This is a genomic window from Actinomadura verrucosospora (assembly GCF_039540335.1).
GTDB lineage: Bacteria > Actinomycetota > Actinomycetes > Streptosporangiales > Streptosporangiaceae > Spirillospora > Spirillospora verrucosospora.
In genome coordinates, this window is record NZ_BAABEV010000007.1 from 252753 (window position 1) to 272942 (window position 20190).

20 protein-coding genes are annotated in these 20190 nt (G+C 72.6%); 11 read left to right on the top strand and 9 right to left on the bottom strand.

Annotated elements, in window-relative coordinates; genetic code table 11:
* Positions 1 to 22: 22 nt before the first annotated feature.
* Together ABD944_RS11450 and ABD944_RS11455 are read right to left on the bottom strand one after the other, a co-directional pair.
* Positions 23 to 2545, bottom strand: a complete 2523-nt coding sequence (locus ABD944_RS11450) for a M14 family zinc carboxypeptidase (protein ID WP_345175165.1) — start codon at positions 2543 to 2545, stop codon at positions 23 to 25.
* Between the two features lie 54 nt (positions 2546 to 2599).
* Entirely contained in the window at positions 2600 to 3178 is a 579-nt protein-coding gene (locus ABD944_RS11455; protein ID WP_345175167.1) for a hypothetical protein, read from the bottom strand.
* Positions 3179 to 3377: 199 nt separating this feature from the next.
* Between ABD944_RS11455 and ABD944_RS11460 the strand changes: the two genes are divergently transcribed.
* The 6 genes from ABD944_RS11460 (at position 3378) to ABD944_RS11485 (ending at position 9807) form a co-directional block, all read left to right on the top strand.
* Positions 3378 to 3671, top strand: a complete 294-nt coding sequence (locus ABD944_RS11460; protein WP_345175169.1) for a hypothetical protein — start codon at positions 3378 to 3380, stop codon at positions 3669 to 3671.
* A gap of 678 nt (positions 3672 to 4349) precedes the next feature.
* A complete protein-coding gene (locus tag ABD944_RS11465; RefSeq protein WP_345175172.1) occupies positions 4350 to 5426 on the top strand; it encodes a sugar ABC transporter substrate-binding protein in 1077 nt (358 codons plus the stop codon).
* Positions 5427 to 5546: 120 nt separating this feature from the next.
* On the top strand, positions 5547 to 6332 hold the full coding sequence (locus ABD944_RS11470; protein WP_345175174.1) for an ATP-binding cassette domain-containing protein: 786 nt from the start codon (positions 5547 to 5549) through the stop codon (positions 6330 to 6332).
* A 47-nt stretch (positions 6333 to 6379) separates the two neighbouring features.
* The gene (locus ABD944_RS11475; protein WP_345175176.1) at positions 6380 to 7627 is read left to right on the top strand and encodes a sugar ABC transporter permease; all 1248 of its coding nucleotides are present in this window, start codon (positions 6380 to 6382) and stop codon (positions 7625 to 7627) included.
* 201 nt (positions 7628 to 7828) lie between these two features.
* Entirely contained in the window at positions 7829 to 8587 is a 759-nt protein-coding gene (locus ABD944_RS11480) for an ATP-binding cassette domain-containing protein (protein WP_345175178.1), read from the top strand.
* On the top strand, positions 8587 to 9807 hold the full coding sequence (locus tag ABD944_RS11485; RefSeq protein ID WP_345175217.1) for an ROK family transcriptional regulator: 1221 nt from the start codon (positions 8587 to 8589) through the stop codon (positions 9805 to 9807). The genes ABD944_RS11480 and ABD944_RS11485 overlap by 1 nt, the downstream gene beginning before the upstream one ends.
* Here ABD944_RS11485 and ABD944_RS11490 read toward each other — a convergent pair.
* The 4 genes from ABD944_RS11490 to ABD944_RS11505 all read right to left on the bottom strand — a co-directional run bounded on the left by ABD944_RS11490 (position 9785) and on the right by ABD944_RS11505 (position 13903).
* Positions 9785 to 10330: a flavin reductase family protein gene (locus tag ABD944_RS11490; RefSeq protein ID WP_345175180.1), complete on the bottom strand. Its 546-nt coding sequence runs from the start codon at positions 10328 to 10330 to the stop codon at positions 9785 to 9787. The genes ABD944_RS11485 and ABD944_RS11490 overlap by 23 nt on opposite strands.
* A 142-nt stretch (positions 10331 to 10472) precedes the next feature.
* Entirely contained in the window at positions 10473 to 11678 is a 1206-nt protein-coding gene (locus ABD944_RS11495) for a lysylphosphatidylglycerol synthase transmembrane domain-containing protein (RefSeq protein ID WP_345175183.1), read from the bottom strand.
* 350 nt (positions 11679 to 12028) lie between these two features.
* A complete protein-coding gene (locus ABD944_RS11500) occupies positions 12029 to 12298 on the bottom strand; it encodes a hypothetical protein (protein WP_185023171.1) in 270 nt (89 codons plus the stop codon).
* A gap of 60 nt (positions 12299 to 12358) precedes the next feature.
* Positions 12359 to 13903, bottom strand: a complete 1545-nt coding sequence (locus ABD944_RS11505; protein WP_345175186.1) for a hypothetical protein — start codon at positions 13901 to 13903, stop codon at positions 12359 to 12361.
* Between the two features lie 108 nt (positions 13904 to 14011).
* On the opposite strand from ABD944_RS11505, the gene ABD944_RS11510 reads away from it, so the two are divergent.
* A complete protein-coding gene (locus tag ABD944_RS11510; RefSeq protein WP_345175189.1) occupies positions 14012 to 14713 on the top strand; it encodes an HAD family hydrolase in 702 nt (233 codons plus the stop codon).
* Here ABD944_RS11510 and ABD944_RS11515 read toward each other — a convergent pair.
* The 3 genes from ABD944_RS11515 to ABD944_RS11525 all read right to left on the bottom strand — a co-directional run bounded on the left by ABD944_RS11515 (position 14705) and on the right by ABD944_RS11525 (position 17283).
* Positions 14705 to 15769 (bottom strand): TRM11 family SAM-dependent methyltransferase, encoded by a 1065-nt coding sequence (locus tag ABD944_RS11515; RefSeq protein WP_345175191.1) that lies wholly within the window; start codon positions 15767 to 15769, stop codon positions 14705 to 14707. The two genes, ABD944_RS11510 and ABD944_RS11515, sit on opposite strands and share 9 nt — an antisense overlap.
* 94 nt (positions 15770 to 15863) lie before the next feature.
* Complete coding sequence (locus ABD944_RS11520; RefSeq protein WP_345175193.1) at positions 15864 to 16226, bottom strand: hypothetical protein; 363 nt, start codon at positions 16224 to 16226, stop codon at positions 15864 to 15866.
* A gap of 79 nt (positions 16227 to 16305) precedes the next feature.
* The gene (locus ABD944_RS11525; protein WP_345175195.1) at positions 16306 to 17283 is read right to left on the bottom strand and encodes a ferritin-like domain-containing protein; all 978 of its coding nucleotides are present in this window, start codon (positions 17281 to 17283) and stop codon (positions 16306 to 16308) included.
* A gap of 267 nt (positions 17284 to 17550) precedes the next feature.
* Between ABD944_RS11525 and rimP the strand changes: the two genes are divergently transcribed.
* The 4 genes from rimP to ABD944_RS11545 form a co-directional block, all read left to right on the top strand.
* Positions 17551 to 18228 carry a ribosome maturation factor RimP gene (gene rimP / locus ABD944_RS11530; RefSeq protein WP_345175197.1) on the top strand — a complete coding sequence of 226 codons (678 nt, stop codon included), beginning with the start codon at positions 17551 to 17553 and terminating at the stop codon, positions 18226 to 18228.
* Between the two features lie 25 nt (positions 18229 to 18253).
* A complete protein-coding gene (gene nusA, locus ABD944_RS11535) occupies positions 18254 to 19303 on the top strand; it encodes a transcription termination factor NusA (protein ID WP_345175199.1) in 1050 nt (349 codons plus the stop codon).
* A gap of 4 nt (positions 19304 to 19307) precedes the next feature.
* Positions 19308 to 19610: a YlxR family protein gene (locus ABD944_RS11540; protein WP_345175201.1), complete on the top strand. Its 303-nt coding sequence runs from the start codon at positions 19308 to 19310 to the stop codon at positions 19608 to 19610.
* A gap of 108 nt (positions 19611 to 19718) precedes the next feature.
* Positions 19719 to 20190, top strand: a 472-nt coding sequence (locus ABD944_RS11545; RefSeq protein WP_345175203.1) for a translation initiation factor IF-2 N-terminal domain-containing protein, incomplete at its 3' end; no start/stop codon positions are given.

Here is a 20190-nt window from a genome sequence, read left to right on the forward strand (position 1 = left end):
GCCGGCGCGCCGCGCGGGACGGTCAGGGGAGGACGACCGCGACCGGGGTGATCCCGGCCTTGCGGATCAGGGACGGCAGGCGCCCGGCGAACGGATGGTGGTCCGCCGGCAGGCCCCTCGGGTTGTCGATCACGAAGTGGGCGACGCCGTCCGCCCCGCGCCGCGTCCACGTCGCGCCGGCGGACCGCAGCAGGGCCTCGGTCCTCGCGGCGTCCGCGGCCTTGACCGAGACGCGGATCGGCGACTCGTAGGACGGCAGCAGCGCCGCCTCCTGGGCCGCCTTCGCCGTCGCGGACGCCTGCGGCGCCGCCGCCCTGGCCGGGTCGGGGCCGAGGATCGCGTTGTAGAGCAGCTTGGCCGTCCCGTCGCTGAACGCGCGGAAGTTGGGCTCGGCGGCGAACAGCACGGACCGTCCCTTCCCGAGGGGCTGGTCGACGACCGCCGCGGTGCCGCCCAGCTCGGACGCGCCCCGCTCGAACCCGGACACGAACCAGTCCGGCGAATCCGCCTGCGGGTACGAGGCGACGACGCCGCTGGACGCCTTCATGACCGGGTCGTAGGACGTGAAGTTCCACGCCGCCGCGCCGACCCCCTTCGCCAGCGGGCTCGCCCCGTCCACCTTCACGCGGAGCAGCGTGCCGGGGATGTCGGACGTCGGCTCCGCGAGCGTCGCGGTCGTCAGGCCGAGACGGGCCGCGAGCTGGGCGCCGCCCTGCCAGCCGATGTAGCGGCCGCCGTCGCGCGTCCACTGCTGGAGCGCGGCGCGTCCGGCGTCGCCGAGCGCCGTGTAGGCGGACGAGGCGGGGCCGTTCGGCGTGACCAGGACCTCGACGCCCTGGAGCCTGCCGGCCGCTACGTCCGCCGGGGAGAGCAGCGTGAACGGCAGCTTCCAGTCGCGGTCGAGGCGGTGCCTCAGCCACCCGGCCGACTGCCGCGCGGACGAGGACGTCCCCGACAACTGGAGGACGCCCAGCCTGGGCGCCTTGCCCTCGTGCCCCGGACGCGCCTCCGGGAGCGTCCGCAGCGGCACGGACCGCGGGTGCAGGACGGCGCCGGACGACCCGCCGGACACGTTGCCCAGCAGGGGCAGGCTCCACGCCGTCACGTCGTAGAAGTACGGGAACGGCGTGTAGGAGTCCTCGTTCAGCATGGACTGGATCCAGTGCTTCTGGCCCTGCGCCATCGAGATCCAGTACGTGCCCGCGGGCAGCGTCGTCGCGGCCTCCGGGCGCCCGTACGCCTTGAAGTCCGGGACGGTCAGCGGCCGGGCGAGCCTCTCGACGCGCACGCCCATGCGCTGCAGCCGCCGCACGATGAGCGCGGCCTCGGCGCGCTTGGCCGGGTCGTCGTCGCGCAGGAAGTAGCTCCGCACCTTCCGGTCCGGCACCTGGCGGTCGACCTTGTTCGGCGGGTTGTAGATCTGGTTGGGCTCCAGTTCGCCGGCCTTGCCCTGCGCGTAGGCGTCGACCGTCATCTGGCGCCACTCGGTGAGGATCCGGTGCCGGTTGCGCGCCGCCGCCGACAGCGACACCCACTGGGTGAGGTACTGCTCCTTCACCCGGTCCGGGTAGGGGCTCTCGTCGCCCTTCTCGTACGTCATCCCGGCGGCGTGGAAGGCGCTGGTCGGCACCGTGTCGCCGTAGCCCTGGTAGAAGAGGTCGTAGACGTCCCTGTTGAAGAAGTCGATGCCCTGCCGGGTGAACTCGGCCGCCATCGACGCGCCGTAGAGGTCGTTGATCCAGCCGATGGCCTGCTCGGGCGTCTCGTGGTAGATCGGGTCGGCGTTCGGCGGGAAGAAGAACGAGTCCCCGCCCATCTCGTGGGCGTCGATGTAGAGCGCGGGCGGGTACTGGTTCAGCATCGCGAGCTTGCCGTCGGTCTCCGGCTGCGTGCGCGCGAACCAGTCGCGGTTCATGTCGAACCCGTAGGCGTTCTGCCGCGTCTGCAGCGTGCGCCCGTCCGGGTTCTGCGTCGGCAGGACGATCACGAGCGTGTTCGCGAGGATCCCGGTCGCGGCGCAGTCGGCGCGGTCGCCGAGGTCGCGCAGCACCCGCAGCGCCGCGTCCGTGCCGCTCGGCTCGTCGCCGTGGACGTTGCCGCTGACCCACAGGATCGGGACGCCGCGATCGGTGATCCGCTTGGCGAGCGCGGCCGGCGTGCGGGGATCGCGCAGCAGGCCCGCCTCCCGCCGCACCCTGGCCAGCCCGGCCTTGGAGATCAGTTCGGGCCGTCCGGCGATCGCGTACTTCAGCGGACGGCCCTGCGCGGTGGTGGCCAGCGTTCCGGACACGACGCGCTCGCTCCTGGCGGCGACCGTCTCCAGGTAGGTGTCGGATTCGGCGGCGCTGACCGGGCGCTCACCGAGGTCGAAGCCGAGGACCTGTTCGGGGGAGGGGACCTTGCCCCGGTAGACCGGTGCGGTCCGGGTCGGGTCGCAGCCGGCCGCGGGCGCGGCGGGCAGCGCGGCGGCGGGCGCGGCGAGCGACGCCGGGACCGCCAGGGACGCGGCCATCACCACAGGCAGCGCCAGTTTTCGGGCTCTCATGAGGCACAACGTGGCACCCGCCGGGACCGCCACCAACGGCAACTTCTGCCAAGATCAGTCGCGCTTGGCCGGGCGCGTGCGCGGGCCGGTGAGGGCGGCGGCCCGGTTGATGGCCTGGAGCGCGAACTCCTGCGTCCAGGTCAGGCCGCCCGGACCGCGCGGGGACCCGTCCGGCGCGGGGCCCTTCGGCGCCCCCGCGAGCTGGGCCTTCGCGCTCAGCCCGTAGGAGAGGAAGAGCAGCACGACGAACGCCGCCAGGTAGGCCAGGTGCTCGACGAGGCCGCCCCACCTGCCGGTGAAGACGTCCAGGACGGCGAACATCGCGAACCCCGCCATCCACCCCGCCATCGGCGGGACCAGCAGCAGGTCGCGGCGCAGGACCAGGCCCGCCGCGGCGGCGAGCACGAGCAGGACCTCTACCGCCTTGGCGAACACCAGGATCCCCGTGGCAGGCCCGGACCCGAAGTAGCCCTCCACCTCGTCCACCCGGTCGCCCCACAGCGCCGCGGCGCTCGCGAGGGCCGTCACCCCGTAGGCGATGACGAACACGCCGACCGCGTAGTGGAACCGGTGCCACGTCCGCGCGCCACCGGCCGGCCCGGCCCCTGGTCGGGCACCTGCGTCCACGGTCATCGTCAGCCCCCAACCGCCGGTTCATCTACCAAGCGCAAGATATCCCGGATAGGGTCCCGTGGACCTCCGAAACGTGGTGCGCCTTCGCCGCCCGTCCCGCCCACCTCGCGGCCGGCAGGCCGGGGTGCTTGCGCGGGGGCGGGTGAAGAGGGAGGCTGAAACGCACGTCGGGCCGCACGGAGTCCGTGAGGGAACAAGGATGACGCCTGACGATACGGGAACAGCCGCGCCGTCGAAGACGCGGATCGAATATCTGGAAGAACTCGGCGAGGAGCTGGTCAAGCGCGGTCTCCGGGTGCGCCTCACCCTGCCCCGCGGCCAGTCGCCCAGCCTGCACGTGATGAATCCCGACGCCGCCGCGCTGACGGAGAACATCCTGGCGGAGCAGGGCGCGGACGGCTGGTGGTACTGGTGGTCGTGGGCCGAGCGCATCGCGCCCGCCGCCGACGCGCCCGCCGCGGCCGACCGCGTGGCCCGCGTCCTGTCCGCCTGATCCGGCCCGGCCGAAACCCGGCGCGCCACCTGACCGCGGCACGCGCCCACTTCCGCCATCGCCTCGAACGGTCGCGGCCTCGAACCACCGTCTTCGGAGGCCGCCCCGGCCCGAGGCGCGCCTTGGCCTGCCTGCCGCTCGGCTCGTGAACCCCGACCGGAGTACGACCCGCGTGAGGTGCGGGCTGGTTCTGAGACGCGGTGTTCGACGTGGGTCGAGTGCGGTGTGGAGCCGCTTGTTGCGTGAGGGCTTGACATGCGGTGATGTCCGCTTCCCTGCCGCTGACCTGGGGATGCGCTGTCGAGGAAGGTGCGCGGAGGCGTCGTTCCGCGTGCGGTCGAGCCGCCAGGGGTGAGCCCTGGCTTGACGGCGGGTCGCGGTGAATGTTGACCCACGAAACATTTAGCCCGGCGCGGCTCCGCCGGAGCATGCCCGCGCGGTGACCGGCTTCCTCCTGCCGTTGCCGCGGTACCCCTTGTGTTCCACCCGTGTTGATCTCGTGTTACATGATTGTTACCGCCAACAACAAATGAACTTCGCTCGAAGTCTGGCGTGACGGACATGCGCGACGTAAGTTGCGGGACACAACATTCCCGTCGGTAGCGGGTGATCTCGCTCACCGGCATCGGCTACCACCCCCCGGCCGCACGGCGGCCACCCCCAGAAAGGACCCGGGCAATGCGCAAGGGGATCCTCAGCTTCTTGGCCGTCACGACGGCGGCGGCGCTCAGCCTCACCGCTTGCGGGGACGGCGACTCCAACGACTCGGGCGGCTCCGGCTCGAAGGGCAAGGTCGGCGTGATCCTGCCCGACACGACCTCCTCCGTCCGGTACGAGAGCTTCGACCGGCCGTACCTGGAGCAGGCCTTCAAGGCCGCCGGAGTGGCCTACGACATCCAGAACGCCGAGGGTTCGACCCAGCGCTTCCAGACGATCGCCGACCAGATGCTCACCAGCGGCGTCACGGTCCTGGTCCTGGACGGCATCGACTCGAACTCCGCGGCCGCCGTGCAGCGCAAGGCGCAGGCCCAGGGCGTCAAGACGATCGACTACGACCGGCTCTCCCTCGGCGGCGTCTCCGACTACTACGTCTCCTTCGACAACGTGAAGGTCGGCGAGGAGCTTGGCAAGGGCCTGCAGAAGTGCCTCGGTGACAAGGCGGCCAACATCGCCTACCTCAACGGCGCTCCGACCGACAACAACGCGACGCTGTTCGCCAAGGGCGCGCACAACGTGCTCGACAAGGCGACCAACTACAAGAAGGTCGCCGAGCAGGCCGTCCCGGACTGGAAGGCCGAGCAGGCCGCCACGATCTTCGAGCAGATGCTGACCGAGAAGGGCGGCAAGATCGACGGTGTGCTCGCCGCCAACGACGGCATCGGCGGCGCGGTCATCTCGATCCTCAAGAAGAACAAGGAGGCCGGCAAGGTCGCCGTCACCGGCCAGGACGCCACGCTCGAGGGGCTGCAGAACATCCTCGACGGCAACCAGTGCATGACGGTCTACAAGCCGGTCAAGCAGGAGGCCGACGCGGCCGCCAAGCTCGCCGTCTCCCTCATCAAGGGTGAGAAGGGCGAGACGAACGGCACCACGAACGACCCGGAGGGCAAGCGCGACGTGCCGTCGGTGCTGCTGACCCCGATCGGCGTCTTCAAGGAGAACATCAAGCAGGTCACGGACGACGGGTTCGTCAAGAAGGAAGACCTGTGCAAGGGCGCGTACGCGGCCAAGTGCAAGGACGCGGGCATCCAGTAGGAGCCCGACGCTGACTCCGTGGCGGGCCCCACCCCGCTGAGGGCGTCCCGGCCTCCCGGAAAATCGGGACGCCAAGGGGCCCGCCACGGGCTAGACGCCCGAACCTCTGGAAGGAAACTCGTGGCTGAAAAAGGAGACCCCGTCCTCCGCCTGACCGGGCTCAACAAGAGCTTCGGCCCCGTCCATGTGCTGCACGACGTGGACTTCTCCGTGCGCCTGGGCGAGGTGATGGCCCTCGTCGGCGACAACGGAGCCGGCAAGTCGACCCTGATCAAGTGCATCGCCGGGATCCACCCCATCGACTCGGGACAGATCGAGTTCGAGGGCAAGCCCGTCTCGATCGACGGACCGCGCACCGCCTCCGCGCTCGGCATCGAGGTCGTCTACCAGGACCTCGCCCTCGCCGACAACCTCGACATCGTGCAGAACATGTTCCTCGGCCGCGAGCGGCGCAAGGGCATCGTGCTGGACGAGCCGTCCATGGAGGAGGCGGCCCGAGAGACCCTCGCGCGGCTCTCGGTCCGCACCGTCAAGTCCGTCCGCCAGCAGGTGGCGAGCCTGTCCGGCGGGCAGCGGCAGACCGTCGCCATCGCCAAGGCGGCGCTGTGGGAGTCCAAGGTCGTGATCCTGGACGAGCCCACGGCCGCGCTCGGCGTCGCCCAGACCCGGCAGGTCCTCGACCTCGTCCGGCGTCTCGCGGACACCGGTCACGCCGTCGTGCTCATCTCGCACAACATGAACGACGTGTTCGAGGTGGCCGACCGCATCTCGGCACTCTACCTCGGCCGGGTCGCCGCGGACGTCGCCACCTCCGAGGTGACCCACGGACAGGTCGTGGAGCTCATCACCGCCGGCCGTTCCGGTGATCTCGGCCTCGCGCCGCAGACCGCCGCCGAGAGCATCTGAAAGGGGAACAGATGTCCACTGACGCCCCCCAAAGCAAGGAGGCCGCCGTGAAGCTGGCGGACTCGGACTTCTCGAACGACCGGCGCAAGCATGACATGAACTCCGCGCTGCTGGACTACTGGCACAAGATCAAGGCCGGTGAGCTGGGCGCCCTCCCCGCCATCCTCGGCCTGATCGCGCTGGTGGTGCTGTTCACGGCGCTGAAGCCCGACACCTTCCTCAGCAAGGGCAACATCGCGAACCTGGCCACCCAGGCGCTGCCCATCACGATCCTCGCCATGGGACTGGTCTTCGTCCTGCTGCTGGGCGAGATCGACCTGTCGGCCGGTGTGGCCAGCGGCGTCTGCGCGGCCGTGATGGCCAAGCTGATGGTCGACTCGGGACAGTCCTGGTACGTCGCGGTGCTCGCCGCCGTGGCGATCGGCATCGTCATCGGCACGGTGATCGGCTGGCTGGTCGCGTTCCTGCGAATCCCATCGTTCGTGGTCACGCTGGCGTTCTTCCTGGGCCTGCAGGGCATCACCCTGTGGCTCATCGGCGACGGCGGCACGGTGCCCGTCCGCGACGACTTCGTCGTGGCGCTCGCCAACAAGAACATGCCGATCTGGCTCGGCTGGGTGCTCGCCGTCACCTGCGTGGTCGGCTACTCCGCGACGCTGCTGCTGCGCTGGCGCCGCCAGAACGTCCGCAACCTCCACTCCAAGCCGCTCGGCTTCGTGGTCGCCCAGTGCGCCGTCGTCGCGGCCGCGCTGCTGATCAGCACCTACGTGCTGAGCCTGGACCGCGCCCCCAGCCCGCTGATCACCCTCGGCGGGATCCCGTGGGGTGTGCTGCTCGTCGGCGCGCTGCTCGTGATCTGCACGTTCGTGCTCGGCCGCACCGGCTACGGGCGGCACATCTACGCGGTCGGCGGCAACGCCGAGGCCGCCCGCAGGGCCGGCATCAACGTCACCCGGATCAAGATCTCCGTGTTCATGATCGCCTCCGGTCTGGCGGCGGTCAGCGGCATCGTCGCCGCGTCCCGCCTCAGCTCCGTGGCCACCAACTCCGGCGGCGGCAACACGCTGCTGTACGCGGTGGGCGCCGCGGTCATCGGCGGGACGAGCCTGTTCGGCGGGCGCGGCAAGGCCCGCGACGCCGTGCTCGGCGGTCTGGTCATCGCCCTGATCGAGAACGGGCTGGGGCTGCTCGGCACCAAGGCCTACCTCAGCTACCTCATCACCGGGGTCGTGCTGCTGTTCGCCGCGAGCATCGACGCCCTGGCGAGGCGCCGCCGGTCCGCAGCGGGCAGATGACCCCGTGAGCACGGTGACCCCGTGAGCGCGGCCGGAAACGCCCGGGAGTCGGTGGCCCGCCCCACCGGCTCCCGGGCCTGGCCGCGGGGCCGTTGGGACAGGCCTTCCGACGGTGCCCGGCCGAAGGATCCGACTGCTACGCTCACTCACCACGACCGCCAGGCGCGCGGCGGCGGTGCGGCACGGTGGGAGCCCCTCGGCATGTCAGTGACGCCTGTTCTGGACCTGCGCGGCATCGACAAGAGCTTCGGCTCGGTGAAGGTGCTGCAGGACGTCGCCTTCTCCGCCTATCCGGGCGAGGTCACCGCCCTCGTCGGCGACAACGGCGCCGGCAAGACCACCCTGGTCAGGTGCATCGGCGGAATCCACTCCTTCGACAAGGGCGAGTACCGCTTCGAGGGCAGGCCGGTCAAGGTCGGCTCCCCCCGCGACGCCAGCCGCCTCGGCATCGAGATCGTCCACCAGGACCTCGCCCTCTGCGAGAATCTCGACATCGTCCAGAACCTGTTCCTCGGCCGCGAGGAGCGCCGCGGCCTCGCCCTGGACGAGACCTTCATGGAGGAGCTGGCGCGCACCACGCTGTCCGGCCTCGCCGTGCGCACGATGGGCTCGGTCCGGCAGCGGGTCTCGAACCTGTCGGGCGGGCAGCGCCAGACCGTCGCGATCGCCCGCGCCGTGCTGTGGGACAGCAAGCTCGTGGTGCTGGACGAGCCCGCCGCCGCGCTCGGCGTCGCGCAGACCCAGCAGGTCCTGGAGATGGTCCGGCGGCTCGCCGACAAGGGCCTCGCCGTCGTGCTGATCTCGCACAACATGAACGACGTGTTCGCGGTCTCCGACCGGATCGCCGCGCTCTACCTCGGCCGGATGGTCGCGCAGGTCCGCACCGCCGACGTCACCCACCGGCAGGTCGTGGAGCTGATCACCTCGGGCGCCAGCGGAGAGCTGGGGCTGCGCCCATGATGAAGGCGGGCCCGTCACAGGAGGACATCCGGCGCCACAATCTCGGGACGCTGCTGCGCTTCGTGCACCTGCGCGGCCCCGCCTCCCGGGCCGTCCTCGCCGAGTCCCTCGGCCTCAACCGCAGCACGATCATGGCACTGACGTCCGACCTCACCTCCGCCGGGCTGGTCCGCGAGGAGCTGCCGCGCGGTCCGGGGCGCCGCGCCGGTCGGCCCTCGCTCGTGGTGCGGCCCGAGTCCACCCGCGTCTACGTGCTGGCGTTCGAGGTCGGCGTCGACCGGCTCGTCGTCGCGCGCGTCGGCCTCGGCGGCGTCGTGCTGGACCGGCGCGAGGGCGTCCGGGCCCGCGGCTCCGATCCCGCCGACCTGCTCGGCGTGCTCGTGGCGGGCGCACGCTCCCTGGTCCGCAAGGCCGAGCGCGACGCCGTCTGCGTCGGCGCCGCCCTCGGGTTCCCCGGCACCGTCCGCCGCTCCGACGACTCGATCATGTTCGGGCCGAACCTGGACGTGGGCGGGCTGCGCCTCGGCGACGCCCTGTCCCGCCGCCTCGGCCTCGGCATCCCCGTCTCGGTGTGCAACGACGCCAACCTCGGCGCGGTCGCCGAGCACGAGCGCGGCGCGGGGGTGAACTGCGACAACCTCATCTACCTGCACGGCGACGTGGGCGTCGGCGGCGGCATCATCGCGCACGGCCGGCTGCTCGGCGGCGACGAGGGGTTCGGCGGCGAGATCGGGCACATGGTGATCAACCCCGGCGGCCGGCCCTGCGCCTGCGGCTCGAAGGGCTGCCTGGAGGCCGAGGTGGGGGAGCGCACGCTGCTCGACCTCGCGGGCCGCGAGGAGGTCCCCGGCCAGCCGGGACGCGACGCGGTCCGCGCCATCGTCGCCGCCGCCGACGCCGGCGACATCAAGGCCCGGGAGGCGCTGCACCGCGTCGGCAATTGGCTCGGCCTCGGGGTCGCCAACCTCGTGAACCTCTTCAACCCCGGCCTGGTCATCTTCGGCGGCACGCTCCGCGACATCTTCCTGGGCGCCGCCGCGCAGATCCGCAGCGTCCTGGCGACCAGCGCCCTCGCCGCCCCCCGCGAGAAGGTCAAGCTCCGCACCGCCACCCTGGGCGACGACACGACCCTGGTCGGCGCCGCCGAGTTCGCGTTCGCCGAGGTCCTGGCCGACCCCGTCCAGGTCCTGACCCGGCTCAGAGCCCCCGAGACGGTGTGAAGCGCGTGAAGGCGCCGTAGCGGCCCCCGTAGAAGACCAGGGGGCCTTCGTCCCGGTGCTCCGCCAGGTCGTGGGCGCGGGCGACGACGATCAGATGGTCGCCGGCGAGGTGCTCCTGCTCGACCGAGCACTCGATCCACGCCACCGCGCCGTCGATCAACGGGGCGCCGCCGGGCCCGTGCGTCCAGGCGACGCCGGCGAACTTCTCCGGACCGCTCCCGAAGGCGAGCCGTTCGGAGACGTCCTGCTGCGACTCGGCCAGGATGTTGACGCACAGGCGCGCGGCGGTCCGCATGACCGGCCATGTCGTGCTGGTGTGCGCCACGCAGAACGCCACGAGGGGCGGGTCGAGGGAGACGGACGTGAACGAGTTCACGGCCAGGCCCGCCGGGCGGCCCGACGCGGGATCGAGGGCGGTGACGGCGACCACGCCGGTCGGGAACCTGCCGAGCACCGACCGGAACGCGGCCGGGTCGAGGCCGGTCGCCGAGGGGCCGGACGGGCGGTCGGGCGATCCGTGCATTGGGGTCCGTTCCGTGGGCGGGGGTGCGTCGATGTCCACTGATCGATGTCCACTAAAGCCCTCGCCGCGGTGCGCTGATTCCCCTGGGCGGCGATCTCGGTCGAAGGTCCCGTACGGCCTAGGTCCTCGGACGGAGGGGGATCTACGGTCGCGGAGCCTCGGCCGGGGCCTTCGCCGGGACGGCGGCGTAGGGGGTGAGGAGCGCCGCCGCGGACATGCCGTCCATGATCAGGCGGCCGGCGCCGGCCAGGTGCGCCCTGGCGCGGGCCGGGACGCGCGGACCCTCGTGCAGCCCGAACCAGGCCATCCAGCCGACCGCGACGACCGCCCAGTACGACACGAGCCGGTACAGGCCGACGGCCGCGGCGGCGGGTGACAGCGTCGCGCCGAACGCGACCAGGGACGCGGCCATGCTGCCCTCGATGGCGCCGAGGCCGCCGGGCAGCAGCGGGAGCAGGCTGCCCGCCGCCTGGGCCGCGAAGTAGGTGAGGGCGACGCCGTTCGGGGCGACGTCGATGCCGACCGCGTGCGAGGCCGACAGCAGCGCCAGGATGTCGAACACCCAGTTCAGCAGGGCCAGCGCGGCGAGCGCGGCCCAGTCGCGCAGGGTAGGGCGCAGGAGGTCGCGGGCGGCGGGCAGCCGCTCCGCGTACGGAGCGATCGTCGGATGGGCGAGCGCGGCCCGGTAGGCGCGCCGCAGCGGCGCCGTCAGCAGGGCGCGCAGCGGGCGCCACCGCAGCGCGGGGACGAGCAGCGCGGCCAGGGCCAGCGGGACGGAGAGGGCGAGCAGCGCGAAGCCGCGCGCGTCGGGGTCGGCCACCAGCGCCAGGAGGGCGATCAGGGAGTAGGCCGTGGTGGTGATCACTCCGCCGGCCAGGATCACCGCGGTGGCGAGCTGCGCCGAGGCGCCCGCGCGGCGGAACTGCCGGAACGTGTAGACCACGCTCACGGCCGGGCCCGCCGGCAGCGTCGTGGACAGGGCGTTGCCCGCGTAGGTGATCGCGAACGCGCGGCGCAGCCGCATCCGCAGCCCGCCGACGCGCAGCAGCCGGCGCTGGAGCCGGGCGAACGCGCCCATCGAGCCCGCCACGGCGAGGACGACCATGGTCAGCCATCCCGGGTCGGCGTGCGAGGCCGCCCGCCAGACGGCGCCGAGATCGGGGAGTTCGTCGCGGTAGAGGGGGAGGGCGGCGAGGGCGCCGAGAAGCAGCGCCCACTGGACGATCAGGCCGGCCCTGCGCCGCCACCACGGGCGCGCCGGAGCCTCCTCGTCAGGGCGGTTCGGGAGGGGGGACGGCGGGTCGGCTACGGCCGGGGGATGGACCGGTGCCGTGACTGTGTCGTACATGTCCCGGTCACCTCGCAAGCTCGCCCGCCATGCGCAACCTACGGTCCGGGTAGGACATTCCCCGGGGAGCCGAAACAAATCGCAAAGTGACTTGCGCCACGTCCGTCGCGAGGTCGTGGTCAGCGGGCGGTTCGAAGACCTGTCGCAGTGCTCTGCCGGATGATCGTTTGATGTCCCGGCATTTCTGTTCTGCCCTGATTGATGCCCGCTCTTACGGAAAGGGCGCCATCACGAGCGGCAAAGGCCCGGCACGCTCCGGGGCGCACCCCGCGCCGGGACGACTGCGGCGCCCGCGCCGGGACGACGGCGGCGCCCGCGCCGGGTGACCGGTGCGGGCGCCGCCGTCGTGGTCACGGCCTGCGGGTGGGATTGACCGCGTCCTCCTCGGCCGGCGTGATCGGCGTCGGGCGCTCCTCGTCGCCCTCCCTCGCGGCCTGCCGCTCGTACTCGGTGACGCCGAGGCCGTCGCGGCTCTCCTCGGGCTCCTCGATCCGCAGCTCCTCGGGCGGGTCGTTCACGTACTCCTCGGTCAGGGCGATCTGCTCGTCCTGGGTGTTGTCTCCCATGTCATCGATGTCCTCGCGGAAGTCGCGGGACTCACCGGGCTCGCGTGCCCTCATGACTCCTCCCGGTCCGGTTCGGGTTCGCTGATCGGACCGGTATCCCCGATGACCGGCGCCCTACTCCCGGTCGCGGACGGCGACGAGGCCGCCGACGACGCCCACGTACGCGGTCCCGTCCGGGCCGATGGTCACCGGCGCCCAGCTGTTGTCGAACCACTTGCCCGTGCCGGTGAGCACCTTGTAGGCCGTCCGGCCCGTGTGGACGTCCACCGCGGTCAGGTACCAGGCGTCGATGAGGTCCCGGCGCGGCTCCTTCGTGTAGAGGTAGAGCAGCCCCGCGGGCACGGAGACCTTGGAGACGGTGGACGGGGAGCGCTCCGCGCTCGTCCAGACCGTCTCGCAGCCCGTCCCGTCCGGTTTCACGTCCACGCGGCTGACCCCGCCCACCGACGACCCGCCCGGCGGCAGGTCGAAGAAGTTGCGGTAGCCGTAGTTGTTCTCGACGAACAGGCTGCGGCCGTAGCCGATGAGCGAGTTGTCCGTCGCGCTGGCCCCGCTTCCGAACACCGGGACCTGGCAGACGAGCCCGCCGTCCTCCGCTCGGCGGACGATCACGTGCATGCGGTCGTCGGCGTTGTCGGTGACGGCCACGTAGCCGTCGCCGAAGAACGTGGGGGTCGTCCCGGACCCCTGGTCGATCTGCCCGGGCTTGCGCCCGCTGCCCCGGTCGTACGGCTGCCGCCAGACGATCTCCGGGGTCCCGTCCGCGCCGGCCCGCATCCGGTAGAGCGCGTGGTCGGACACGACCGAGACGCCGTTCTCCGCGGCCGCGAACGAGTTCTGGACGCCCTCGCCCGCCAGCCGCGCCATCCGGACGGCCCCGGACCCGGGGTCCACCGTGCCGACGCGGCCGCCCCTCGTGATCCACCAGATCAGGCCGTTCCAGTCGGGCCCGACCGCGGTGACGGGGTCGCATTCCCCCTTCGGCCACGGGTTCGTCCAGGTGGCGCAGTCGTGGGGGAGGTGGCCGCGCAGGTCCCAGTCGTCGGTGACCGTGAAGCGCCAGGCGCCGTCCGGGCCCTTCTCGTGCGCGAACCGGCGCAGATGGAAGGACGAGTCCGCCAGCACCGCGCGGTCCTGCGGGTCCAGGTAGTAGTACGCCCCGCCCGAGGTGTCGGTGAACACCGTGTCGAGGTTCAGCGAGAACACCGCCTGGACGGTGGACGGCCTGGGCGGCAGCTCGTAGGTCGCGAGGTCCTTCAGCGTCCTCGGGTCGATCAGCCGCAGCGTGAGGTTCTGCCCGCGGGTGCACTGCGCGACGATCAGGCCCGTCCGGCGGGCGAACGTCACCGTCGAGCACAGCCCCGGCAGCCCGCCGCCCTTGGCCTCGGCGAGCACCTGCGGATCGCGGCCGAGCGGCCCCAGGAACGGATAGGTGTCGGAGGCGTAACTGTCGGCGTGCATGGACGACGTCCCCACCGGACCCTGGTGCGGGTTGGCCGGGACGGGCCGCCCCGCCAGAGGGGCCGGAGTGGCGGGCGCTCCGACGTAGGCCGGGACGAGCCCTCTGCCGGGGCCGTCGGGGATCGGATCGGCCGCCGCCGGGACCGCCGTGCCCACGAGCACGGCGGACAACAGGGCGGCGAGCAGGGGTCTGCGCATGGAGGGCTCCCTTGACCGGACATCGGGTGGCCCCGGTCGCGCCCTCCGGACGACCACCGCGTCGAAAAGGTGATCGTCGGTCGCGCCCCGATGGTTACGATCCGGGGCATGGGCGTACAAGCTGTGATCTTCGACTGGGGCGGCACGCTGACCCCCTGGCACGACCTCGAACTCGCCGACATCTGGCGCACCGTCTGCGCCGCCCACCTCCCGCCGGACGCCGTCGAGAAGACCGTCGCGGCCCTCGTCGCCGCCGAGGACGAGCTGTGGCGCCGCGGCACAGAGGAGCACCGCAGCGCCACGCTCGCCGAGGCGTTCGCGATGGCCGGGGTGGAGCCGACCGAGGCCCTCCTGGACACCCACTTCGAGACGTGGACCCCGCACACCCACACCGACCCCGCCGTCCCCGGCCTGTTCACCGCCCTCCGCGAGCGCGGCATCAGGATCGGCGTGCTGTCCAACACCATCTGGACCCGCGAGTGGCACGAGCGCGTCTTCGCCCGCGACGACGTCCTCGGCATGCTCGACGGCGCCGTCTACTCCAGCGAGATCCCCTGGACGAAGCCGCACGCCGAGGCGTTCCGCGCCGCCATGGACGCCGTCGGCGCCACCGACCCGGGCTCCTGCGTCTTTGTCGGCGACCGCCCGTTCGACGACATCCACGGAGCCAAGGCGGCCGGCCTGCGGGCCGTCCTGATCCGGCACCAGACCACCCACGCCTTCGAGCGCCCGGGCCTCACGCCGGCCGACGCCGTCATCCACGAGCTGGAGGAACTGCTCCCGCACGTGGAGCGGTGGCACTCAGCCTGACGGCTTGGCGGCCACGATGAGGTCGCGGGAGATGGCCTGGTCGACGCGATGGCGGAAGCCGCGGTAGGCGTCGGAGTCCCGGACGTCCAGGCCGCTGGCCGCGAGGATCTCGGCGAGCTGCTCGCGGCGGCCGACGAAGGTGTTCCAGGAGATGCCGACGGCGCCGCCCGGACGCAGCAGCCGCGTCCACTCGGGCACGGCGGACGTCAGCAGCTCCACGGGGCTGCGCGACAGCTGGGGCCCGCCCCTGCGGCCGGGCTGCGCCCCCTTCGGCCGGCTGCCGTGCTGGACGCCGTAGGGGGCGTCGGTCACGATCAGGTCGAACGACGCCGGGCGGAAGAACCTGCCCGCGCCCAGCGAGTCGGCGTTCACGACGGTGATCTCCATCGTCTCGCCGCTCTTGTAGCGCTCCTTGGACGCGCCGAGCGTCACGTGCAGGCGGCGCCCGAGGACGGCCTTCTCGCGGCGCACGTTGGTGATCTCGGCCTGGTGCTTGACCCGGTTGTTCTTCAGCCAGGTCTTGATGAAGGCCGCGTAGGCGTCGAAGTCCTTGCCGTCGATGTCCATCCCGGCGGCGTCCAGCCCGTACATCATCGCCTGGTTGAGGGTCGTCCCCCGCCCGCACATCGGGTCGAAGACGCGGGGACGCCCGGTCACCAGGTCCAGGGGCGAGTCGGTCGCCATCGCCGTGACGTTCAGCAGCAGCTTGGTGAAGTACTCGTTGGTCTTGCCCGAGTACTTCTGGATGGTGAGCAGGTCGCTGCCGAACAGGTCCAGCGGCTGCAGCGCGACCGGGCGGAGCAGGTCGCCCTCGATCTGGAAGAGCGCGTAGAGCGACGACAGGTTCGACAGGAGGCGCACGTCCTGCTCCGTCAGCACGTCGGCGGAGAACGTCACATAGGGGACGCCGCCGATCGCGGTCTCCTCGATGTCGCGGACGCGCCCGCCGAGAGCCCGTTCGCTGAACACCGCCAGTTCCGCCTTGACCAGGTCGGCGGCGGCCTGGGCATAGACCCGGTTGTGCGAGGGGGAGACGAGAAGGCCGTACGCGGTCATTTGGTGGACCCTACTGGACCCCGGGGGCGAAGACCGCCGTGACGGACGCGTCAGGCGGCCTCCGCGCGGTCCCCGGACGGGCGTTCCAGCCCGGTCAGGCCGCTCGCGCCGCGCGGTCCGCGGGCGTCTCGCCGCTCTCGGCCGGAGGCTCCGGATCGGGATCGGCCGGAGCGGCGGGCAGGGCCCGCGCCTCCTGGGCGGCGGGCAGCTCCGGCGCGTCCGGACCCTCCACCGGAGGAAGATCCGGAAGGTGCCGCGCGGCGGCGTTCAGCAGCTCCCCGACGCGGCTCTTGAGGCTGGCGAGATCGGCCCGCGCGACGTCCGCCTGCGCCTGCGCCCTGCGCGCCTGGCGCCGCGCGGCGTCGCGCTCGGCCGCCAGCCGCGTCAGCTGCTCGTGGTAGGCGGCCCGCAGCTCGTCGAGGGCGCTCGTCCTGCCCGCCTGCGGATTCGTGGTCACGTGGGCTCCCTCCCCCGAAGTCATCCCGCGATGGGATCAACGTCGCTGATCGGGCCCTTCGTTCCCGTCGTGCCGAAGATCACTCACCCGGTTCGGGGCGAGGGGACAGCGCCGCGGACGGCAGCCCGGGGAACGCCTCCGGCGGCGCCGCGGAACCCGACCTGGACCGCCAGCGCGCCGCCCACGCCGAGGCCCGCTGCGCGCTGTCGGCCGCGAACGCGCGCAGGTCGGGGGAGGAGGCGCCCGCGAGACCGACGTAGGCCGGCACGAGGGCGCTCTCCAGGGCCGCCGCGAGCTGCGCGGCCGCGCGGGCGGAGGTGACCTGGACCGGCAGCCTGTAGGCGGACGCCGCGGCGACCGGCGCGACCGACAGGACCGAGACCAGCTGGTCTCGCCGGGCGCGGTGCACGTTCCACAGGTCCTTCGCGGTCTGCTGGAGCGTGCCCCGCAGGCGGGCCCCGAGCACCCCGTACCCGTAGACGGCCGCGTGCTCGGCGGCCAGCGCGGTCTGCAGGGCCTCGGCGTCCGACCTCGACCGGACGGGCGGCGCACCGCCCTTGACGGTCATGGCGTGGCCGGCCTCGCAGGCCCCGATGCTGGCCAGCAGCTGCGCGAGCGCCGGACCGGCCTTGGCGGCGTCGGCCATGCGCCCCCGCGCGGCGCGGTCCTCCATGTCGCGGAGGGCCGCGAGGCCCGCGGCGCCCGCGGGGACCGACGCCGCGACGGGGGAGGGGACGGCGCCGCCCTCGCCCGCCCGGTTCCCCGAGCCCGCGACGTAGTGCCGCCTCAGGACGGCCAGATGCCTGCGGTGATGGGCGAGGACGGGATCGAGCCGCGTGGCCTGGGAAGCATTCGACGACCGCGCCGCCTCGTACGAGGCGATCAGGTTCTGCTCGGCGGCGATCGCGCCCACCAGCACCGGCACGTCCTCGGGCGCGGGGGCGGCCTCCGCCGTGCAGGACGCGATCCACGGCAGTACGGGCAGCGCACCGCCGCCCAGCAGCGCGGCCCGGCCCAGCAGCGCACGGCGTGACAGCGCCTGCGTCGAGCGTGACATCGCCTGCCCCGGCGGCGGTGCGGCCTCTGGCAAAGGGAGTCTCCTCACCCGGTTGCGGAGGTGGCGGCGGCCCGCTGCGGCGGCGGTCTCCGGACGCGCCCATCAGGCCAGCTCAAGCATTCCATATCCGCCGCGCCGGAGAGGCGCCGGAAAGACCGCTGCGGTCCCCGGCTGTCGATAGTCTTGAGGTGTCGGCGGACGAGCGGCGGCCCCGCCGCCGCCAGGCGCACGACAGACATCGCAGGCGCACAACAGGAGGAGGACCCCATGAGCGTCGAGTCCCGTGGCGGCCGCGCTCAGGGGAGGCGCGGCCGGCAGGAGGAGGCGGCCCCGCCGCGCGACGCCGCCCGGCCGAGCCGCGACGCGGCCGCCGCCGCCCTCAGCAGGCTGCTCGCGCCCGCGATCGCCGAGGCGGGCTACGACCTGGAGGAGGTCGACGTGCGGCCCGCGGGCCGCCGCCGGCTCGTCCGGGTCGTCGTCGACGCCGACGGCGGGATCGGCCTCGACGCCATCGCCCGCCTGAGCGAGACGACGTCCGAGCTGCTCGACGGGTCCGACGTCATGGGCTCCTCGCCCTACGTGCTGGAGGTGACCTCGCCGGGCGTCGACCGCCCCCTCACCGAACCGCGGCACTGGCGCCGCGCCGTCGGCCGGCTGGTCGTCGCCCCCCTGACCGAGGGAGGCCAGATCGAGGGCCGCGTGGTGGCGGCCGACGACGAGGCCGTGGAGATCGACGTCGTCCAGAAGCGCCGGGGCAAGGGAGCCGGCGGCGGGAAGGCCGCCGGTGGGGCCGGGAAGCCGTCCTCCCCGAAGGGGAAGACCGCCGGGCCGGAGACCGTGCGGCGCCGGTTCGGCTTCGGCGAGCTGGGGCGCGGCCGCGTGCAGGTGGAGTTCGCGCCTTCGTCGCCGGCCGAGGAATCGCGTTCTCCGGCGCAGCCGGACTAGAGGGGGGAACCTCGTGGACATCGACATGACCGCCCTTCGGGGCCTGGAGAGCGAGAAGGACATCTCGCTCGACGTGGCCGTCAAGGCCATCGAAGACGCCCTATTGATCGCCTACCACCGGACGGAGGGCGCGGCGCCGAAGGCGCGCGTCGAGCTCGACCGGCAGAGCGGCCACGTGACCGTGTGGGCGACCGAGACCGACGACGAGGGCAACGCCGTCGGCGAGTACGACGACACCCCGACGGGGTTCGGCCGCATCGCCGCGACCACCGCCAAGCAGGTGATCCTCCAGCGCCTGCGCGACGCCGAGGACGAGCTGACCTTCGGCGAGTACGCGGGCCGCGAGGGCGACATCGTCAGCGGCATCATCCAGCAGGGCAAGGACCCGCGCAGCGTGCTGGTCGACCTCGGCAAGATCGAGGCGGTCCTGCCGCCGCAGGAGCAGGTGCCCGGCGAGCGCTACGAGCACGGCGAGCGGCTGCGCGCCTACGTGGTGCAGGTCCGCAAGGGCCACCGCGGCCCGTCGGTGCAGCTGTCGCGCACCCACCCGAACCTCGTCCGCAAGCTGTTCGCGCTGGAGGTCCCGGAGATCGCCGACGGCACCGTGGAGATCGCGGCGATCGCCCGGGAGGCCGGCCACCGCACCAAGATCGCGGTTCGCTCGCGCAAGTCCGGGGTGAACGCCAAGGGAGCGTGCATCGGCCCGCTCGGCAGCCGCGTGCGCAACGTGATGGGCGAGCTGCACGGCGAGAAGATCGACATCGTGGACTGGTCGGAGGACCCGGCGGAGTTCGTCGGGAATGCCCTGTCCCCGGCACGTGTTTCGAGTGTCGAGGTGGTCGACGCCGACGCCCGGGTCGCCCGGGTGGTGGTGCCCGACTACCAGCTGTCCCTCGCGATCGGCAAGGAAGGGCAGAACGCCCGGCTCGCCGCCCGGCTCACCGGCTGGCGGATCGACATCCGGTCCGACACCGAGCCCGTACAGACGCCCCCGAACAGCGCCGGAACCGGCGAATCCGGATCTTCCGCGTCAGGAGAACATGCGACAGGCCCCGCCGACGCCTCGGCGCGGTAGACTCATGGGACGTGGCCCGGCGGCCGCTGTTCGCACGTGCGTGGGTTGCCGGGTTCGCACGGTCAAGTCCGACTTGCTGCGCCTGGTGGTGGTCGAGGGCGTCATCGTCCCCGATCCTCGCGGGCGGCTGCCGGGACGGGGTGCGCATCTGCATCCCGATCCGGAGTGTCTCGCACTCGCAGAGCGGCGCCGGGCGTTCCCGCGGGCGTTCCGCCTGCAGGGCCCGCTCGACGCCGGTCCGCTGCGGGAGCGACTTGCGGCCCTTGCCGCGCAGCAGCAGGATGGCCGAATGGTAAGCGACGTCTAGTCGGAAGCAGGTCGAGATTGCTATGAGCGCTCGATGAGCACGCCGCGATGAGTACGGCAAGTTAGCGACGGTCCGGAGGCCGCACCCCCGGACCGAGTAGGGAGTGCAGTGGCGAAGGTCCGGGTTTATGAACTCGCCAAGGAGTTCGGAGTAGAGAGCAAGGTCGTCATGGCCAAGCTCCAGGAAATGGGCGAGTTCGTACGGTCGGCGTCCTCCACGATTGAGGCGCCGGTCGTTCGCAGGCTGACAGAAGCCTTCTCAAATTCTTCATCCGCCCCCAAGCAGGGCGACCGACGGAGCGCACCCAAGAAGCCGGGGCCGCGCCCGTCCGCACCGCCGCGTCCGGGTTCGTCCGGCGGCGGTTCCGATTCTCAGGGTGCCCGCCCCGGGCCCCGTCCGGGTCCGCGGCCCGCTGGGCCCCGTCCGGGTCCCGGTGGCCAGGGCGGTCCCGGTGGCCAGGGTGGCACCGGTGGCCAGGGTGGCCCCGGCGTGCCGGGCGGGCCCGGCGGCCAGGGCAGCCAGGGCGGTGCGCCCAGGCCCGGCCCACCGCCGTGGGCGACAGGCCGGTGCTGCCGGACGC